The organism is Algibacter sp. L3A6, assembly GCF_009796825.1.
Classification (GTDB): domain Bacteria; phylum Bacteroidota; class Bacteroidia; order Flavobacteriales; family Flavobacteriaceae; genus Algibacter.
Genome location: NZ_CP047030.1, coordinates 3,334,555 through 3,351,035, shown reverse-complemented (window position 1 = coordinate 3,351,035; position 16,481 = coordinate 3,334,555). Strand labels below are relative to the sequence as shown.

The window sequence follows — 16,481 nt, the reverse complement described above, 5'->3', positions numbered from 1 at the left end:
ACTATTCAGATAGTTGTCCAATACAATGGTCAATTTCTCTAATTAAGGCATTTATTTTAAGCTTAGTTTCTCTTTTATTATCGTCACCACCAAGCATTGAATTTGCAATTTTAAGAGCTTCATATTTTTCTTCCCAATTAGCATTTAGCTTTTTTTGGTTCAAAATTTCCTGCTTTGAAACTTCTAATTCTTCATTTAATTTCAAATTAGTTTGCTTTAAAAGCTCTATCTTATGTAATACTTTGCTAATTTTGTTTTCTAACGAATCTACAATACCCTCAATATTACTCATTTACCAATTTCAATACTTATCTTACAAAGTTAACCAAGTTCGCTATAAATTACAATAGTTTTTCAATAAATTTTTAGATTATTCCTTTAAACTCCTTTTAAATACAATGGCTTAGTTTTTGCTTTATTCTTTGTGTTTTCGTCTCAAATTAATATTTTAGCAGTTACATTTATCCTATGAAATTTATCCTTTCCCTTCTTCTGTTCTGTTCGTTATTATTAAACGCCCAAAACAACTATCCACAAGATTATTTTGCAAATCCTTTAGAGGGTACTTTGGTGCTCGCTGGTACTTTTGCCGAACTACGTTCTAATCATTTCCATTCCGGACTCGATATAAAAACAAAACAACGCATTGGCTTAAAAGTAAATGCATCGGCTAGCGGATTTGTAAGCCGTATTAAAATTGCACATTATGGTTACGGTAAGGCTTTATATATTACGCATCCAAATGGCTACACTACGGTTTATGCCCATTTATCAAAACTATCTCCAGAGATTGAAGCTTACATAAAAAAGAAGCAATACGAAGCCGAAAGTTATGAAATTGAGCTGTTCCCTACTCCAGAAGAATTACCTGTAACCCAAGGTGAACTTGTGGCTTATAGCGGAAACACAGGCAGTTCTGGTGGGCCTCACCTTCATTTTGAAATTAGAAACAAAGACGAGCACCCTATAAACCCAATGCTTTTTGGTATTGACATTCTAGACACTAAAGCTCCTGTTGTTCAATCGCTTTACGTATACCCTCTAGATAGTACTTCATTTGTAAATAAGAAGAATAAGAAACAGAAAGTAAGATTGGTGCCTTTAAAAAACGGCGATTTTGTTACCGAAAAAATCGATGCCATTGGTAATATTGGTTTTGGAATTAAAACTATTGACAGACAAGATTTGGCTGGAAATTCTAATGGGGTTTACAACATACAAACCGTAATTAATGGTCTGCGTAATTTTGAAATTGATTTTAAAGAATTTTCATTCGATGAAACAAAACACATTAATGCTTTAATAGATTACGAGCATTTTAAAACTAAAAGAGAACGCATACAACGGTTGTATAGAGAAGATAATCAATTAAGCTTATACAAATCGGTATCTAATAACGGTATGTTAACTATACAAGATAGCACCAATTCTGTTTATAAAATTAGAGTATCCGATTATAAAAATAATGCAACCTGGATTACCGTTAATATAAAAGGAACAAAAAACACCATTACCGAGCCAGAAACAGAAAAGATAACACCTTATTTTATTCAGGCCGACCAAGTAACAAATTTAAAACAAGATAAAATTGCTGTCGATTTTTATAAAAACACATTTTATAAAGATTTTTTTTTAGATTTTGAAGTGAAAAATGACACCCTATTATTGCATGACGATACCGTCCCTACGCAAAAAAGTTTCAATATATCTTTTGATGTTAGCCAATATAACGATGCCGATAAAAGCAAACTATTTATTGCTCGCCTACTTGGCTACAAAGATTACCCAGCTTACTCTACAACAAAAAGAAAAGGAGATATTTTATCGACTACCACAAAATATTTAGGAAAATACGCGTTAGCAACAGATAGCGTTCCTCCTACTATTAAGGCAGATAATTTTAAAAATAAACAATGGTTAAGTAATTTTAGATATCTAAAAGTTAAAATTAGCGACGATCTTTCTGGCATTTCTAATTACCGAGCTACCATTAATGGGAAATTTATTTTAATGGAGTACGAATACAAAACAAATACTTTAACTTACGATTTTAACGATGGCGATTTTACAGACACCAACAATAATTTAAAAGTTATTGTTACTGATAATGTTGGAAATAGCTCTACTTTTGAAGCGTTATTTTACAGGAAATAACACAACCTAACTCATCAATTCATTTGAAAACAAAACTTTTAATTTTCAGTTTATTTTTTTTGAACCTTTACAATGGGTTTGCGCAAACAGCAACTATAAAAGGTATTATTTTAGATGAAAACAATTTACCCGTAGAACAGGTTAGTATTAAATCTGGCACGCAAGGCACCATTAGTAATGCTAACGGGTTTTATAGTCTAACTATAAATATAAATGAAGATGTTTTAGTTGAATTTACACATATAGCATTCAAGAAAATATCGAGTACTTTTAATTTGAAGAACGGAGAAATATTCGAATTCAACCCTGTAATGAGTACTTCTCTAGAGCAAATAGCTGCTGTTGTGGTAACGAGTAACCGTAGAAAAGATATTGAAGGTATAATTACCATAAAACCAGAAACTATTAGAAAAATACCTGGAGCTAATGCCGGTGTAGAAAACCTATTAATGACCTTGCCAGGCGTTAGTAACAATAACGAATTAAGTACGCAATACGCTGTACGTGGAGGAAACTACGATGAGAATTTGGTTTACGTGAATGATATAGAAGTGTATCGTCCGTTTTTAATTCGTTCCGGCCAACAAGAAGGTCTAAGTTTTGTAAACTCTAATTTGGTGCAAAATGTTGATTTTTCAGCAGGTGGATTTCAAGCTAAATATGGGGATAAATTATCTTCAGTTTTAGATATTACCTATAAAACACCTTACCAGTTTGAAGTTAATGCCGATTTGAGTTTACTTGGCGGAAGTCTTTCCGTAGAAAATATTAGTAAAGATTCTAAATTTACAAGCATTATAGGTTTACGTTATCGCGACAATAGTTTGCTAGTTGATGCTAAGGAAACCGAAACTAATGTTAAACCAACCTTTGCAGATGCTCAAGCATTTTTGACTTATAAATTTACCGATAAATTTCATTTGAGTTTTTTAGGAAACGCCTCTATCAATAAATATAATTTTGAACCGCAAAGCCGACAAACCAATTTTGGAACACTTGCCGATCCTATTGCGCTTTTAGTGTTTTATGAAGGTCAAGAAAAAGATGAATATCAAACCTATTTTGGAGCTTTTAAAGGAACCTATTTTGCAAACGACGATTTAACTTTAAAGCTAATAGCCTCAACTTATCATACTACAGAAGAAGAGTATTTTGATATTTTAGCACAATATAGATTAGGAGAAGTTAATAGTAATATTGGTGACGAGAATTTAGGAGAAGTAGAATTTAGCGAAGGTGTTGGGAGCCAATTAAATCATGGCCGAAACGATCTTGACGCCTTAATTACAAATATTGAACATAAAGGCGATTTAAGAATTGACGATAACCGTATTGAATGGTCTATAAAATACACTCATGAAGATATTAGAGACCGCTTAGTAGAATGGGAAACCATAGACTCGGCAGGATTCTCTATTAGGCCTCCAAAAACGGTAACAAACGAGCAACCTTATACTCCATTTAGCGGTCCGCTAGAACCTTATCAAAATATTAGAGCTACAAATAGCACACAGATTAATAGACTGCAAGCCTATGTGCAGTGGAGTAAACGCTCTACTCTAGGCAATAGCGATGTTTGGTACAATGCCGGAGGCCGCATACATAGTTGGTCCGTTTCGGGAGATGGAATATCTGGAGGCAATCAAATCGTATTTAGTCCGCGTGCACAATTCACCATAAAACCTAATTGGGAAAAAGATATGCTATTTAGAGTAGCTACAGGTTTATATTATCAGCCACCTTTCTATCGCGAATTGCGTGATGCTTCAGGAACAATTCAGCCTGATGTTAAAGCTCAAAAATCGCTTCATATTGTATTAGGTAACGATTATAGTTTTAAAATGTGGGAACGTCCCTTTAAATTAACTACCGAACTTTATTATAAAGGCATTACCGATGTTAACCCGTACACTTTAGAAAACGTACGTATTCGTTATGCAGCCAATAATAATGCTGAAGCTTATGCATACGGTTTAGATATGCGCTTAAACGGAGAGTTTGTTCCCGGAACCGAATCTTGGTTTAGTTTTGGATACTTAAAAAATGAGGAAAATATAGATAATCGCGGTTACATTGCCAGACCAACAGATCAGCGTTTAAAGTTTGCTGCCTTATTTCAAGATTATGTACCCAATGTACCAAACATGAAAGTGTATTTAAACCTTGTTTACAATACGGGCTTGCCTGGTGGATCGCCAAGTTATGCCGATCCTTACGATTATCAAAACAGATTACCAGATTACAAACGCGCCGATTTAGGATTACAATTTGTGGTAGTCGATGATAAAAAGCAATTTGATCGTGGCTGGAGAAAGCCTTTTAAAGCCTTGTCTTTTGGGTTTGAAATCTATAACATGTTTGATGCTCAAAACTCAATAACAAACACTTGGGTTCGCGATGTATATAGCAAGCGCCAATATGCGATTCCTAATTACTTAACACCGCGTGTTTTTAATGTGAAGACTAGTATGAGATTTTAAGTAAACTATTATTTTATACTTAAATTCTCTGAAAACACTGCTAAAGTATCCGATCCGGTACCTGTTAATTTTTGAACATATATAGCTATCGAATCACCCGTATTTAAACTCACATTTGAACTTAACGCAACATTTTGAATTTGGACGGCATCTAATACATATATAATTGCGCTAGATTCAATAAGTACAGTACCATTTTTTGCTATCATAAAGGCATAAAATGCAGAAGAAATGGTGCCGCCGCCGCCGCCGCCGCTAGCACCACCATTACTTACATTTACTCTAACAGATAAAGACGCATTAACTTGAAAATTTCTTGGCTTCACTCCATCATAAATCAATTCATTATCTTCATCTTCCGTTACTCCAACTGGATTTACAAACCTAAATAATTCATTAGATGTAAAAGTTCCAGCACCTTGAACCTCAACAGCCGTTAAACCCGATATAGTTTGGGCAAACCCACTAGTTAAAGCACCATCGTAAAAAAAGTTACCAGACGCTACCCCGTCGGTTTCAACAGGTAATCCTGGTGTATTCACATCCCATTTGTTAGAAAAATCATACCCAACATAAGGAGAAGACCCATTAACATAATTGCCTCCGCCATAAAAATTAACCTTACTTATATTTCCACTAGTTAAACTAGATACTCCAGTTACATCAATAGCTGCTGTTGCGCCTATTACTTTACTAAAACCACCTTGCTTAAGTATTATATCAAATTCACCTGTAAACGTTTGATAAATACCGCCATTATCACTAGCCCACCCTTCAGAATTTAAAAGTAATTGATCTATATCAGAATATGTAATTCCCGCCGCATTGGTTACATATTGAACAATACTAACAAACACAAGTCCAAATGAGGAAATAGTACCAACCGAAGTTGAGTTCGCTACAACACTATCTCGAAACACAAAACGCTCTGTTCCAGTACTACCCGTCAGATTAAATACTGCTGCTCCAGGTCCAGAGGCAACTAAAGTAAGCCCTCTAATAGAACCGCCAGTATCACCTTCAAAAATAGTACCTCCAGCTCGCATTAGAATATCTTCGTTTGTATCCTCTCCAATTAAATAAGCACCATTTAAATTAATTGGAGCAGCCAAAGTTATTGTACCATTAATTTCATACATAAAGTCGGTAGTTAATAAGTATTCAGCTCCACCACCCGCAGCAAGCTCATCGGCCAAATCGGCTGCAGATTTCACCAATTTATAATTATCTCTAGTTACTGATCCTTCTAACTCAACCCAAACTGTTCCGTCAAAATAGAAAAAAGAACCTTCATCGATATCAAAAACCATTAAACCTTCTGCAGGAGAAGCAATAGCAATTCGCTGTGCAGTTGTCATTCTTGGTGTTAAAATTCCTTGAGTTGTAGATTCTATATCTAGAATTGAAGAAGCATCAGGAGTAGTTGTTCCTATACCTACTTGTGCATGTGTTGGTATCTGAAAAAGAACTAAAAATAATAATCCGATAAAAATAGTAGTGTTTTTCATGTTCGCTTAGCTTTAAGTTACTCTAAATATAATAAATAAAGCGCAAAGTTAAGCATAAAAAATCAGTTAAACACTACAAAAATACATTTAAACGTTAAAAACAATCGTTTCAACGATTTTATTCTTTAAAACCACATTATTATTAAGCGAATTCCTTCAAAATAGAAATCACATAGTCAACCTCCTCTTTTGTATTAAAAATACTAAACGAGAACCTTAAAGATGGTTTTTCTAAATCGTCACCTGATAATATTTCGGATAAAACATGCGATTTTTTATTACTTCCACTTTGACACGCACTCCCTTTAGAACAAGCAATACCTTTTAAATCTAATTGAAAGAGCAACATAGCAGATTTATTTGCCGGAATTGGCAAGCAAACATTAATTAAGGTATAGGTGCTTTTTTCTAAATTCTCTGACTCTCCATTAAAGGTAACACCCGGTAAAGCCGCCTTAATTTCATTTATAAAATATAATTTCAGGCCATTAATATATTCATGCTCTTCTTCTGCACGTTCGTGACATAATTTTAGAGCCGCCTCTAAACCAGCAATATTATGCACACTCTCTGTACCTGCTCGAAGTCCGCGTTCTTGCTCTCCTCCAAAAATTAAAGGTTTAAGGTATCCTATATTTTTTCTGATAAAAGCAAAACCAACACCTTTTGGGCCATGGAATTTATGACCTGCTGCAGCTATAAAATCAACTTGAATATCTTGTAAATCTAAATTATAGTGCCCTACAGATTGTACGGCATCACTATGGAAAAGTGCATTATTAGCTTTACATAAATTAGAAACATGCTTAATATCGGTAATGTTGCCAATTTCATTATTAATGTGCATTAAGCTCACCAATGTTTTGGTTTCTGTTTGTAATAAGGATTCCAAATGATTAAAATCCAAATTCCCTTTGCTGTCCAAATTAACAAAACTGACATCAATGTTATGGCTTTCCTGTAAAGCTTCTACTGTATGTAAAACGGCATGATGTTCAATTTTTGTGGTTATAATATGCTTAACGCCTAAATCGCGAACGGCACTATTCAAAATTAAATTATCAGCCTCTGTGCCACCCGATGTAAAAATAATTTCACTAGCCGAAACATTTAAACAACTCGCTATGGCCTTTCTAGATTTTTCGATTAAAGATTTTGAAGACCTCCCGAAACTGTGTGAAGACGATGGGTTTCCGAAGTTTGCTTTCAAAACTTGCGCCATAACATCAATAACTTCATGTCTCAATTCTGTTGTTGCGGCATTATCAAAATATACTGGTTTCATATTACTTTATTGAGCAACAAAAATACTTCAAATAAAATTATTTCTAATATCGTTCGTTATTAGTTTGAAATGAATTTTACAACATTGCAAAATTAAGTTTATTTATTATTTTTTATTCCATATTTAAGTAGGTTAAAAAAATGATAAAAACGAATTTAATCTGTAATTTTGAAGTTTATTTGTTATCAATATCAATTCCACTATTTTTGTGGCAAAATAGATGTCCATGCGTAAGTTAATTTATATTTCTATTGCTGTTTGTTTAATTTCAATCCAAGGCTGTGATGATGGTGATATTATTACCGTAGAGCTTGAATTCGACGATGAGTTTAGCGCATGCGAAGGTGTATCAGATCTTGTTCTTTATAAAACGAAAGACGATCCATCAGAATCTTTATCAGTATTAATTCCTGATTTGACTTTAGATGAAATTCTAGCGGTAGAAAGTAATGATTCTCTAGAACTTGCCTTAGGTGCTACGTTTTACTATAGAACTTATAGTGATGAAAGTTTACCCTCTACCCTATTTTGTAACGATATTCCTGATGAAGTAACGATTACTTCCAGTGAAAGTGATGCTTGTACTGCGGAAATTTTAACTGTTTTAACTAAAGATGATGAAGATGGAATTTTAGCAAGCTTAGAAGATCTAGATGGTGATGGCGATTTAACTAATGATGATACCGATGGTGATGGTTTACCAAATTATATTGATTGGGATGATGATGGTGATAATATTTTAACTGAAGATGAAAACCCAGACCCAAATGGTGATGGTGATTTAGAAGATGCTCAAGATACCGATGGTGATGGTATTCCTGATTATTTAGATGATGATGATGATGGCGATGGTGTTTTAACTCGTGATGAAGAAAACGACTCACAAGATCAACGCCCAAATAACGATATTACGAACAGTGATGTTGGCGCAGATTACTTAAATCCCGCCGTTGCAGAAACAGTTCCAGCAACAGCTTATAGAGAACATACAATTTACTTTACTTATTTAGTAACTGTAAACTTGCAAGAAATTAGTTTAAGCTTTTTATCTCAGGACGATTTTGATTTTGGTGTTTTAAGCGATAGTGGTTTAACATCATCGGAAAGTGTAACCCCAGATTTTGAGTAAGCTTTAATCGGTACTTACATTTTGATAAATATAAACCTCGGTGGCGCCTAAACCATATTTTTGGTAATTGGCGTCGTAATATTTAACGTTGTTATAGCGACCAAATAAATATTCTAATTCCATTTTAAGCACACCTTCTCCAACACCATGGATAAATACAATTTTCTGTATGCGTTTAGAAATAGCCCAATCTAGCTTATACCTTGCTGTATCTAATTGGGTGGTTAGCATATCGTGATTACTCATGCCTTTAGAGGATTTTACAAGCTGATTGATATGTAAATCGACCTCCATTGTAGGCTCAAATCTTTCTTTTGGTTTTACTCTAACAGATTTTCTGCGACCTGGTTTTTCTTTTTCATCTAAAACAGAACTTAAACTTTTATGAGAAAAAACACCAGTAGAAAAATCGCTCTTTGAAGTATCTTTAACGAGTTCTTCGGCTTCAAAATCTAACAAAAAACCATCGGTTGTTTCAATAGATATTGTATTTCCGGCAATAGATTTTATATGCCCAGACAGGTTTTCATCTAAAACTAAAACAAAATCGTTTACTTTAAATTTCATAGTAATTAGTTTTCTATTGAGTCGTTGTTTTCTAAATCTTTATCCCTTTTACTTGGTACTAATTTAGAAATCCTATAAACTCCCATCATTAAAAAAACAATACCAACCATTAGTAAATATTGGTTCTGCTCTGCACCAACTTTAGCATACATAGCAACTACGGCTCCAACTAAAATTAATATATAATTTAAATACTTCATTTGGCAAATTTAAACAAATACTAATCAAAATAATTGAGATTATAATTTCTTAAATTACTTAAAAATATTAAATTACTAATTATCAAACACTTAAATTTTAGCCATTTTTAATAAATAATATAATGTTAGCAAAGTTTTAGTATATTTGTATTGTTCCATATTCATCTAAAAATCATGACAAAACCTACACAAAACACCTATAAAACACTTTTTACTTCGATGAAAAACACTTTAAAGAAGGAAAAAACATCAACTCTATCAATTGGATTTGCTCTATTCGCTACGGTATTAACATGCCAATTTGCCGAAGCTCAACTAGCTGTAAGAAACAATGCATATGTTTATGTAAATGATGAAATTGTATTTGTTGAAGATGATATCAACCTAGGAGAACCTGCAAGTACAATCTATTTAAGAACCGATGCTCAAGTGATACAAGGTACTGGAACTACAGGAAACTCAGGGGAAGGCGCATTAAGTGTTTACCAAGATGGAAATGTTGGTGTTTACGAATATAACTATTGGTGTTCGCCTACAGGACTTCCTGCTGCTGCTGCCGGAAATGGCTTATTTGGCATCACGCTACTTAATGATATCGTGGATGATGTAATTTCTACTTCTGCAGGTACAACCCACCAGCCTGGCTATAATGGGACATCTGACCCTTTGAATATAGAACCGTATTGGATTTGGACTTTTGTTAATGGTACAGATTATTCAGAATGGAATCCTATTGGAAACGCAACTGCAATTCCTCCAGGATACGGATTTACAATGAAAGGAACCGCTGGCACCAGCTCAAACAACCCAGGTGATAACCAAAAATATGATTTTAGAGGTAAACCTAACACAGGGCAAATAAGTGTCCCTATTACTGCAGGTGAAAATAGCTTAGTAGGTAATCCTTACCCATCTGCAATGGATGCTCATGCTTACATTTGGGATGCAAATAATAGAAATACCATTACTGGAACTTTATATTATTGGGAACAAGACCCTAGTGTGAATTCGCATAATTTAAACGCTTATGATGGTGGATATGCTACATATACAATAAGTGAAGATGAAAATACAGAAATTAAAGTAAGTGCTGTTTTTAAAACATATAATAACGATGGTTCTGAAAATGGTAATAGTGGTACTCCTTCTAGTGGTGACGTACCAACACGATTTATACCTATAGGACAAGGATTTATGGTTTTAGGACATCCTTCGGCTCCTGCCATGAGTAATGTTAATGCAGAAAATAGACATCGTGTTTATGAGAAAGAAGACGGAATTGGGAGTGCTTTTTTTAGGTCAACTAACTCTAAAACTAGCGAGACAGTAACAAATAGTCTTTTTACTCCAGTACCTTCAGATTATAAACGATTTAGATTGAATGTAGATTTCAACAACCTATATACCAGACAAATTGTAGAAACCTTTAGCCCTAGCGCTACAGAAGGTTTTGACCGTGGTTTAGAATCTAGATTGCACGATGATGATATATTATCATCGGATGCCTATTTTTCTATAGAGAATTTAAGTTATTTAGCGGAAGCCTTGGTTTACGATGAGAATCTTAAAATACCTTTCACGGTAAAAATCGCGAATGATATGCCTTTGAGAATTAGAATCGCAGACGTCCAAAATTTCGATTCAGATTTACCAATTTACATTCATGACAAAACAACTGATCTATATGTTAATTTACAAAGTCAAGACTTTAGTGTAAACCTCGATGCTGGAAATTACACGGAACGTTTTGAAGTGACATTTAGAGCAGACGTTACATTGGCTACCGAAGAACATCTTGTGGATAGCATGGACGCTATTCAAAATAATACAACAGATATCCTTAAGGTTTTAAATCCTTCGAATTTAGATATTAAATCTATTTTTGTTTACGATGTTGCTGGCAAACAAGTAATAACAGAAAGACCTAATGCCATTTCTAATGCTTACGAGCTTTCTACAAAACAACTTAGTACAGGTGTTTATATTGTAAAAGCAACGCTAGATAACAACACAACATTCAATAAAAAGATAATTATTAATTAAACCATTTTAATACTGGTTTAAAAAAGCCAACTAACAAAAAATCAATAAAGCATTTTTTTGTTAGTTGGCTTTTATTATTTTAGCATACTTAGAACAAATAAAACATGCAATCTCTAGAAAAATACATGCTTCCATGCCTCAATAAAAAACTATTTGGTGTAGAATGTATGGGCTGCGGTATACAGCGCTCTATTTCATTAATTTTTCAAGGTGACTTTATTGCTGCTTTTAAAATGTATCCTGCTATTTATACTTTAATACTACTCTTTGGATTTGTTGCACTAAACTTTTATAAAAAATTCGATTTTTCTTACAAAATAATTGTTGCCTTAGGAATAATAAATGTGATTATTATTTTAACAAGCTTCGTAATAAAAACCTTTTATATTTAACTAATTAAAAATTTTATGGAACAACAAAAATTACCCAATGCAACGCTTATTTTAGTCTTCGGAATACTATCTATCCTTACCTGCTGCTGTTATGGTATCATAGGTTTAATACTAGGTATTGTAGCTATTTTTTTAGCGAATAAAGCAAAACAAGTTTACCTTGAAAACCCCGATAGCTACTCTGGATTTCAAAATGTAAAAATAGGTAAAGTTTTAGCTATTATAGGTGTTATATTAAGCGTGATGTATCTGCTTTTTGTTATCTGGCTAGTTGCAACTTTTGGTTGGGATACATTACAGGATCAAGAATTAATGCAAGAAAAAATGCAAGAAATGATGGGGCAATAAATTATTCATTAAACATAAAAAAAGCGACCAATTGGTCGCTTTTTTTAATTCTATAATTACTAATTTTTACTTTTCAAATTGAGAAAGTGTTTTTGTTATAATAGAAACACAGTCTAATAATTGCGCCCTCGTCATCACCAAAGGTGGTGCAAAACGAATAATATTACCATGCGTTGGTTTTGCTAGTAAGCCATTATCGCGTAAAGCCATACATATATTCCAAGCTGTATCACTTTCTTCTGTATCGTTTATTAAAATAGCATTTAGAAGACCTTTTCCTCTAACACCATTTACTATAGAACTTGTTTCAATAAATTTAGACAATTCCGATCTAAATAACTCACCTAACTCAAAAGCATTATTAGCTAATTCTTCATCTTTAATAACATCTAAAGCTGCGATACCAACGGCCGCTGCAATTGGATTTCCTCCAAAAGTACTACCGTGATTTCCTGGCTTTATAACATTCATAATTTCGTTATTAGCTAAAACAGCAGATACAGGATATGCACCTCCAGATAAAGCTTTTCCTAATATTAAAATATCAGCTTTTACTTCAGGAGTTCCAGAACAATGTTTATCTGCACAACTACAGTTTCCACAAGTTGCTAATAAACGCCCTGTTCTTGCAATACCTGTTTGCACTTCATCTGCTATAAATAAAACATTGTGTTTTTCACAAAGTGCTTTTGCCGAAGCTAAATAACCTTCGCTTGGCACGTAAACTCCAGCTTCACCTTGAATAGGTTCTACAAGAAAACCAGCAACGTTTTTATTATTCACTAAAACATCTTCTAGTGCTTTTAGGTTATCGTATTCAATTTTAATGAATCCTTTTGTATAAGGGCCAAAGTTCTTTCTAGCTACAGGATCGTTACTAAACGAAATAATGGTTGTGGTACGCCCATGAAAATTATTTTCACAAACTACAATTTCAGCTTCATTCTCATCAATACCTTTTACTTCGTAAGCCCATTTTCTACATAGTTTCAAAGCTGTTTCTACAGCTTCTGCACCCGTATTCATTGGTAATAACTTATCGTAATTAAAAGTTTCTGTAGCGTATTTTTCAAACTTACCAAGCACATCATTATAAAACGCTCTAGAGGTTAAGGTTAATGTTTGCGCTTGCTCTGTCATGGCTCCAACAATTTTTGGATGACAATGCCCTTGGTTTACCGCAGAGTAGGCCGACAAGAAATCGTAATATTTCTCCCCCTCTACATCCCAAACATACACACCTTCTCCTCTACTCAATACTACGGGTAGTGGATGGTAATTGTGTGCACCATACTTGTTTTCTAAATCTATCGCTTGTTGCGAAGTTAATTGGTCTAAAACAGCCATTTTAAAAAAATTTAAACGTTTATATCCAAAAAAATGGATATTATAAAATAACCATTCCTTCTCTACCTTTATCCTTTCGAAGTTTCGAAAATTCAGCGTGGGAGAGAAATCATCCCTAGGAATGCCAAATTTATGAAATATTCAATTAAAATGTGTCTTTTTAATATTTAATGTGTCCAAGTAGTAACTATTACTTAATCAATAACAAAAAATTATGGACTATTTAACAAATGTATTAGAACAACTTTCACAATCTATTGGTGGAAATTTATCAAGTGCTTTAAGCGCTTTAATTATCATCATTATAGGTTGGTTTATTGCCGGATTACTAAAACGAGTTATTTTTAAATTACTCAAAAAAACGGGCATTGACAACAAAATGAAAAACTCTAAAATTGGTATTTCGGGCTTTATAAGCAAACTGGTTTACTTTTTAGTAATGATTTTTGTTTTCACTTTAGCTTTAGAAAAATTAGGAATGAGTAGTGTACTCGATCCTTTAAAAAATATGCTAGATGAGTTTACTGGGTTTGTTCCAAATATTATTGGTGCTGGTTTAGTTTGCTACATTGGCTATATGCTAGCAACTATAGTATCCGAATTAGTTGAACTTTCAGGAGATTCAATTCAAAAATTCACACCTAAATTAAAACTACCAGAAAACATTGATATTGTTAATGTGATTAAAAAAATTGTTTTCATCTTTATTTTTATTCCTTTATTAATTTCAGCATTTAACATCCTTAATATGGATGCCATCTCGGAACCTGCAACAACTATGTTAAAGGATTTCTTTAGTGCTATTCCAAAAGTAATTTTAGCTGCAATTATTATTATCTTATTTGTAGTTGGTGGTCGTTTTTTAAGTGAACTTATAAAAGACTTACTTAACAGTATGAACTTGAACAACTTTTTCAACAAAGCTGGTTTAGGTGCCGTTACAGGAAACACGAACTTAGTAGCCATTATTGGTAACTTAGTGTATTACTTTATTATTTTATTTGGACTTACAACCGCTGTAGACAAATTAGAATTTGGCTATTTAACCGATATTTTATATACCATTACAAACTACTCTGGTAAAATAATTTTCGGACTTATTATTTTAGCTATTGGGAACTGGATAGCTTCTGTTGCTGCCAATAACTTCGCAAAAAATGATGATAATGCTTTTGTTGCATCTATCATTAGAATTGCAATTATTGCCATTTTCTTAGCCATCGGATTAAGAACTATGGGACTTGCTGATGAAATTATTAATCTGGCCTTCGGTATTTCTTTAGGTACAGTTGCACTAACTATCATACTATCTTTCGGACTTGGTGGACGTGAAGCTGCCGGAAAACAAATGGATAAAATACTTAACAAATTCAATAAAAAATAGTTTATCTCCCTCAAAAAACTAAAAGCTGTTCAGTAATTTACCGAGCAGCTTTTTTTATGTATAATATTCCCTTATTTCATTCTAAAAAATTAGAGATTATTAATGCTTCTCCTCACCTTCTTCAGCTAAAAAAGATACTATATTTCAGTTGAAATTGAAATTCCATCAAAGTAATTGAAAATAATATGAAATTTATTTCTGGCTATTAGTATTTTTGCAGCATGTCTAGAAGAAAAACAAGAAAACAAGTTTTTGAAAACGTCGAAGTAATTGATGCCGGAGCTAAAGGAAAAACCATAGCCAAAGCACCCGACGGAAAAGTTATTTTTTTACCTAATGCTGTACCTGGCGATGTGGTAGATGTGCAAACCTTTAAAAAGCGTAAAGCATATTATGAAGGTAAAGCTACGGTATTTCATAAACTATCGGATAAAAGAACCGCGCCTGCTTGCGAGCATTTTGGCACTTGTGGTGGTTGTAAATGGCAAGATATGGCTTACGAGCATCAGCTGTTTTACAAACAAAAAGAAGTTACAAATAATTTAACCCGTATTGGGCATATAGAATTACCAGAAGTTACTCCTATTTTTGGTGCTGAAAACCAGTATTTCTATAGAAATAAAATGGAATTCTCATTTAGTGATAGCCGTTGGTTAACACTAGAAGAAGTACAGTCGGATGAAGATTTAGGAGACCGAAATGCTTTAGGATTTCATATTCCTGGTATGTGGGACAAAATTTTAGATGTTAAAAAATGCCATCTACAAGCCGATCCCTCTAACGCCATTAGAAATGCCGTTAAAGCATTCGCGCTTGAGAATGATTTAGAATTCTTTAATACAAGAAACCAAACCGGATTATTACGTACCATGATGATTAGAACATCTAGTACTGGTGATATTATGGTAATGATTCAATTCTTTAAAGAAGATAAAGAGAAACGTGAACTAATATTAGATTATTTAGGTGAAACGTTCCCGGAAATTACATCGTTACAGTACGTTATTAACGGGAAAGCAAATGATACTATTTACGATCAAGAAGTGATTTGCTACAAAGGCAACGATCATATCTTTGAAGAAATGGAAGGCTTAAAATTTAAAATTAATGCCAAATCATTTTACCAAACCAACTCCGAGCAAGCTTACGAGCTTTATAAAATCACTAGAGATTTTGCAGGACTAACTGGTAATGAGCTTGTTTACGATTTATATACCGGAACCGGAACCATTGCTCAGTTTGTTGCCAAGCAAGCTAAAAAAGTAGTTGGTGTAGAAGCTGTGCCAGATGCAATTACCGCAGCAAAAGAAAATGCACAATTTAATAACATAAACAACGTTGAATTCTTTGTAGGCGACATGAAAAATGTTTTTAATGCCGATTTTATTGAAGCCAATGGTACACCAGATATTATAATTACCGATCCACCTCGTGATGGTATGCATAAAGATGTAGTACAACAAATATTAAATATTGCTCCGGCAAAAGTAGTTTATGTAAGCTGTAACAGTGCTACACAGGCTAGAGATTTAGCCTTAATGGACGAGCAATACAAGGTAGTTAAAACACAAGCTGTAGATATGTTTCCACAAACATTTCACGTGGAAAACGTAGTGCTTTTAGAAAAACGATAATTTAGAATTT

14 protein-coding genes are annotated in these 16,481 nt (G+C 33.5%); 8 read left to right on the top strand and 6 right to left on the bottom strand.

Features of this window, described 5'->3' with window-relative positions; genetic code table 11:
- Window position 1: 1 nt before the first annotated feature.
- Window positions 2–292 (bottom strand): hypothetical protein, encoded by a 291-nt coding sequence (locus tag GQR98_RS13885; protein WP_159020019.1) that lies wholly within the window; start codon window positions 290–292, stop codon window positions 2–4.
- Between the two features lie 176 nt (window positions 293–468).
- Here GQR98_RS13885 and GQR98_RS13880 point away from each other — a divergent pair, with 176 nt between their 5' ends.
- Window positions 469–2,154, top strand: coding sequence for a M23 family metallopeptidase (locus GQR98_RS13880; protein WP_159020018.1), 1,686 nt, complete (start codon window positions 469–471; stop codon window positions 2,152–2,154).
- A gap of 17 nt (window positions 2,155–2,171) precedes the next feature.
- On the top strand, window positions 2,172–4,634 hold the full coding sequence (locus GQR98_RS13875; RefSeq protein WP_159021171.1) for a carboxypeptidase-like regulatory domain-containing protein: 2,463 nt from the start codon (window positions 2,172–2,174) through the stop codon (window positions 4,632–4,634).
- 8 nt (window positions 4,635–4,642) lie between these two features.
- On the opposite strand, the gene GQR98_RS13870 is transcribed toward GQR98_RS13875, so the two are convergent.
- A complete protein-coding gene (locus GQR98_RS13870) occupies window positions 4,643–6,142 on the bottom strand; it encodes a cell wall anchor protein (protein WP_159020017.1) in 1,500 nt (499 codons plus the stop codon).
- 142 nt (window positions 6,143–6,284) lie between these two features.
- Window positions 6,285–7,427, bottom strand: a complete 1,143-nt coding sequence (locus GQR98_RS13865; protein WP_159020016.1) for a cysteine desulfurase family protein — start codon at window positions 7,425–7,427, stop codon at window positions 6,285–6,287.
- A gap of 226 nt (window positions 7,428–7,653) precedes the next feature.
- On the opposite strand from GQR98_RS13865, the gene GQR98_RS13860 reads away from it, so the two are divergent.
- Window positions 7,654–8,556, top strand: a complete 903-nt coding sequence (locus tag GQR98_RS13860) for a hypothetical protein (protein WP_159020015.1) — start codon at window positions 7,654–7,656, stop codon at window positions 8,554–8,556.
- A gap of 3 nt (window positions 8,557–8,559) precedes the next feature.
- Here the strand turns inward: GQR98_RS13860 and GQR98_RS13855 are convergent, their stop codons facing one another.
- Window positions 8,560–9,123, bottom strand: coding sequence for a Smr/MutS family protein (locus tag GQR98_RS13855; RefSeq protein ID WP_159020014.1), 564 nt, complete (start codon window positions 9,121–9,123; stop codon window positions 8,560–8,562).
- A gap of 5 nt (window positions 9,124–9,128) precedes the next feature.
- Window positions 9,129–9,323, bottom strand: coding sequence for a hypothetical protein (locus GQR98_RS13850; RefSeq protein WP_159020013.1), 195 nt, complete (start codon window positions 9,321–9,323; stop codon window positions 9,129–9,131).
- A 174-nt stretch (window positions 9,324–9,497) separates the two neighbouring features.
- Here GQR98_RS13850 and GQR98_RS13845 point away from each other — a divergent pair, with 174 nt between their 5' ends.
- From GQR98_RS13845 to GQR98_RS13835, 3 genes are all read left to right on the top strand, one after another.
- Entirely contained in the window at window positions 9,498–11,366 is a 1,869-nt protein-coding gene (locus GQR98_RS13845) for a T9SS sorting signal type C domain-containing protein (RefSeq protein WP_159020012.1), read from the top strand.
- A gap of 104 nt (window positions 11,367–11,470) precedes the next feature.
- On the top strand, window positions 11,471–11,758 hold the full coding sequence (locus GQR98_RS13840; protein WP_159020011.1) for a DUF2752 domain-containing protein: 288 nt from the start codon (window positions 11,471–11,473) through the stop codon (window positions 11,756–11,758).
- A 15-nt stretch (window positions 11,759–11,773) separates the two neighbouring features.
- Window positions 11,774–12,106: a CCC motif membrane protein gene (locus GQR98_RS13835; RefSeq protein ID WP_159020010.1), complete on the top strand. Its 333-nt coding sequence runs from the start codon at window positions 11,774–11,776 to the stop codon at window positions 12,104–12,106.
- A gap of 66 nt (window positions 12,107–12,172) precedes the next feature.
- Here GQR98_RS13835 and rocD read toward each other — a convergent pair whose 3' ends face one another.
- Window positions 12,173–13,453 (bottom strand): ornithine--oxo-acid transaminase, encoded by a 1,281-nt coding sequence (rocD, locus tag GQR98_RS13830; RefSeq protein ID WP_159020009.1) that lies wholly within the window; start codon window positions 13,451–13,453, stop codon window positions 12,173–12,175.
- A gap of 214 nt (window positions 13,454–13,667) precedes the next feature.
- Between rocD and GQR98_RS13825 the strand changes: the two genes are divergently transcribed.
- Both GQR98_RS13825 and rlmD read left to right on the top strand, forming a co-directional pair.
- Complete coding sequence (locus GQR98_RS13825) at window positions 13,668–14,837, top strand: mechanosensitive ion channel (RefSeq protein ID WP_159020008.1); 1,170 nt, start codon at window positions 13,668–13,670, stop codon at window positions 14,835–14,837.
- Between the two features lie 221 nt (window positions 14,838–15,058).
- Window positions 15,059–16,471, top strand: a complete 1,413-nt coding sequence (rlmD, locus tag GQR98_RS13820) for a 23S rRNA (uracil(1939)-C(5))-methyltransferase RlmD (RefSeq protein ID WP_159020007.1) — start codon at window positions 15,059–15,061, stop codon at window positions 16,469–16,471.
- Window positions 16,472–16,481: the final 10 nt, after the last annotated feature.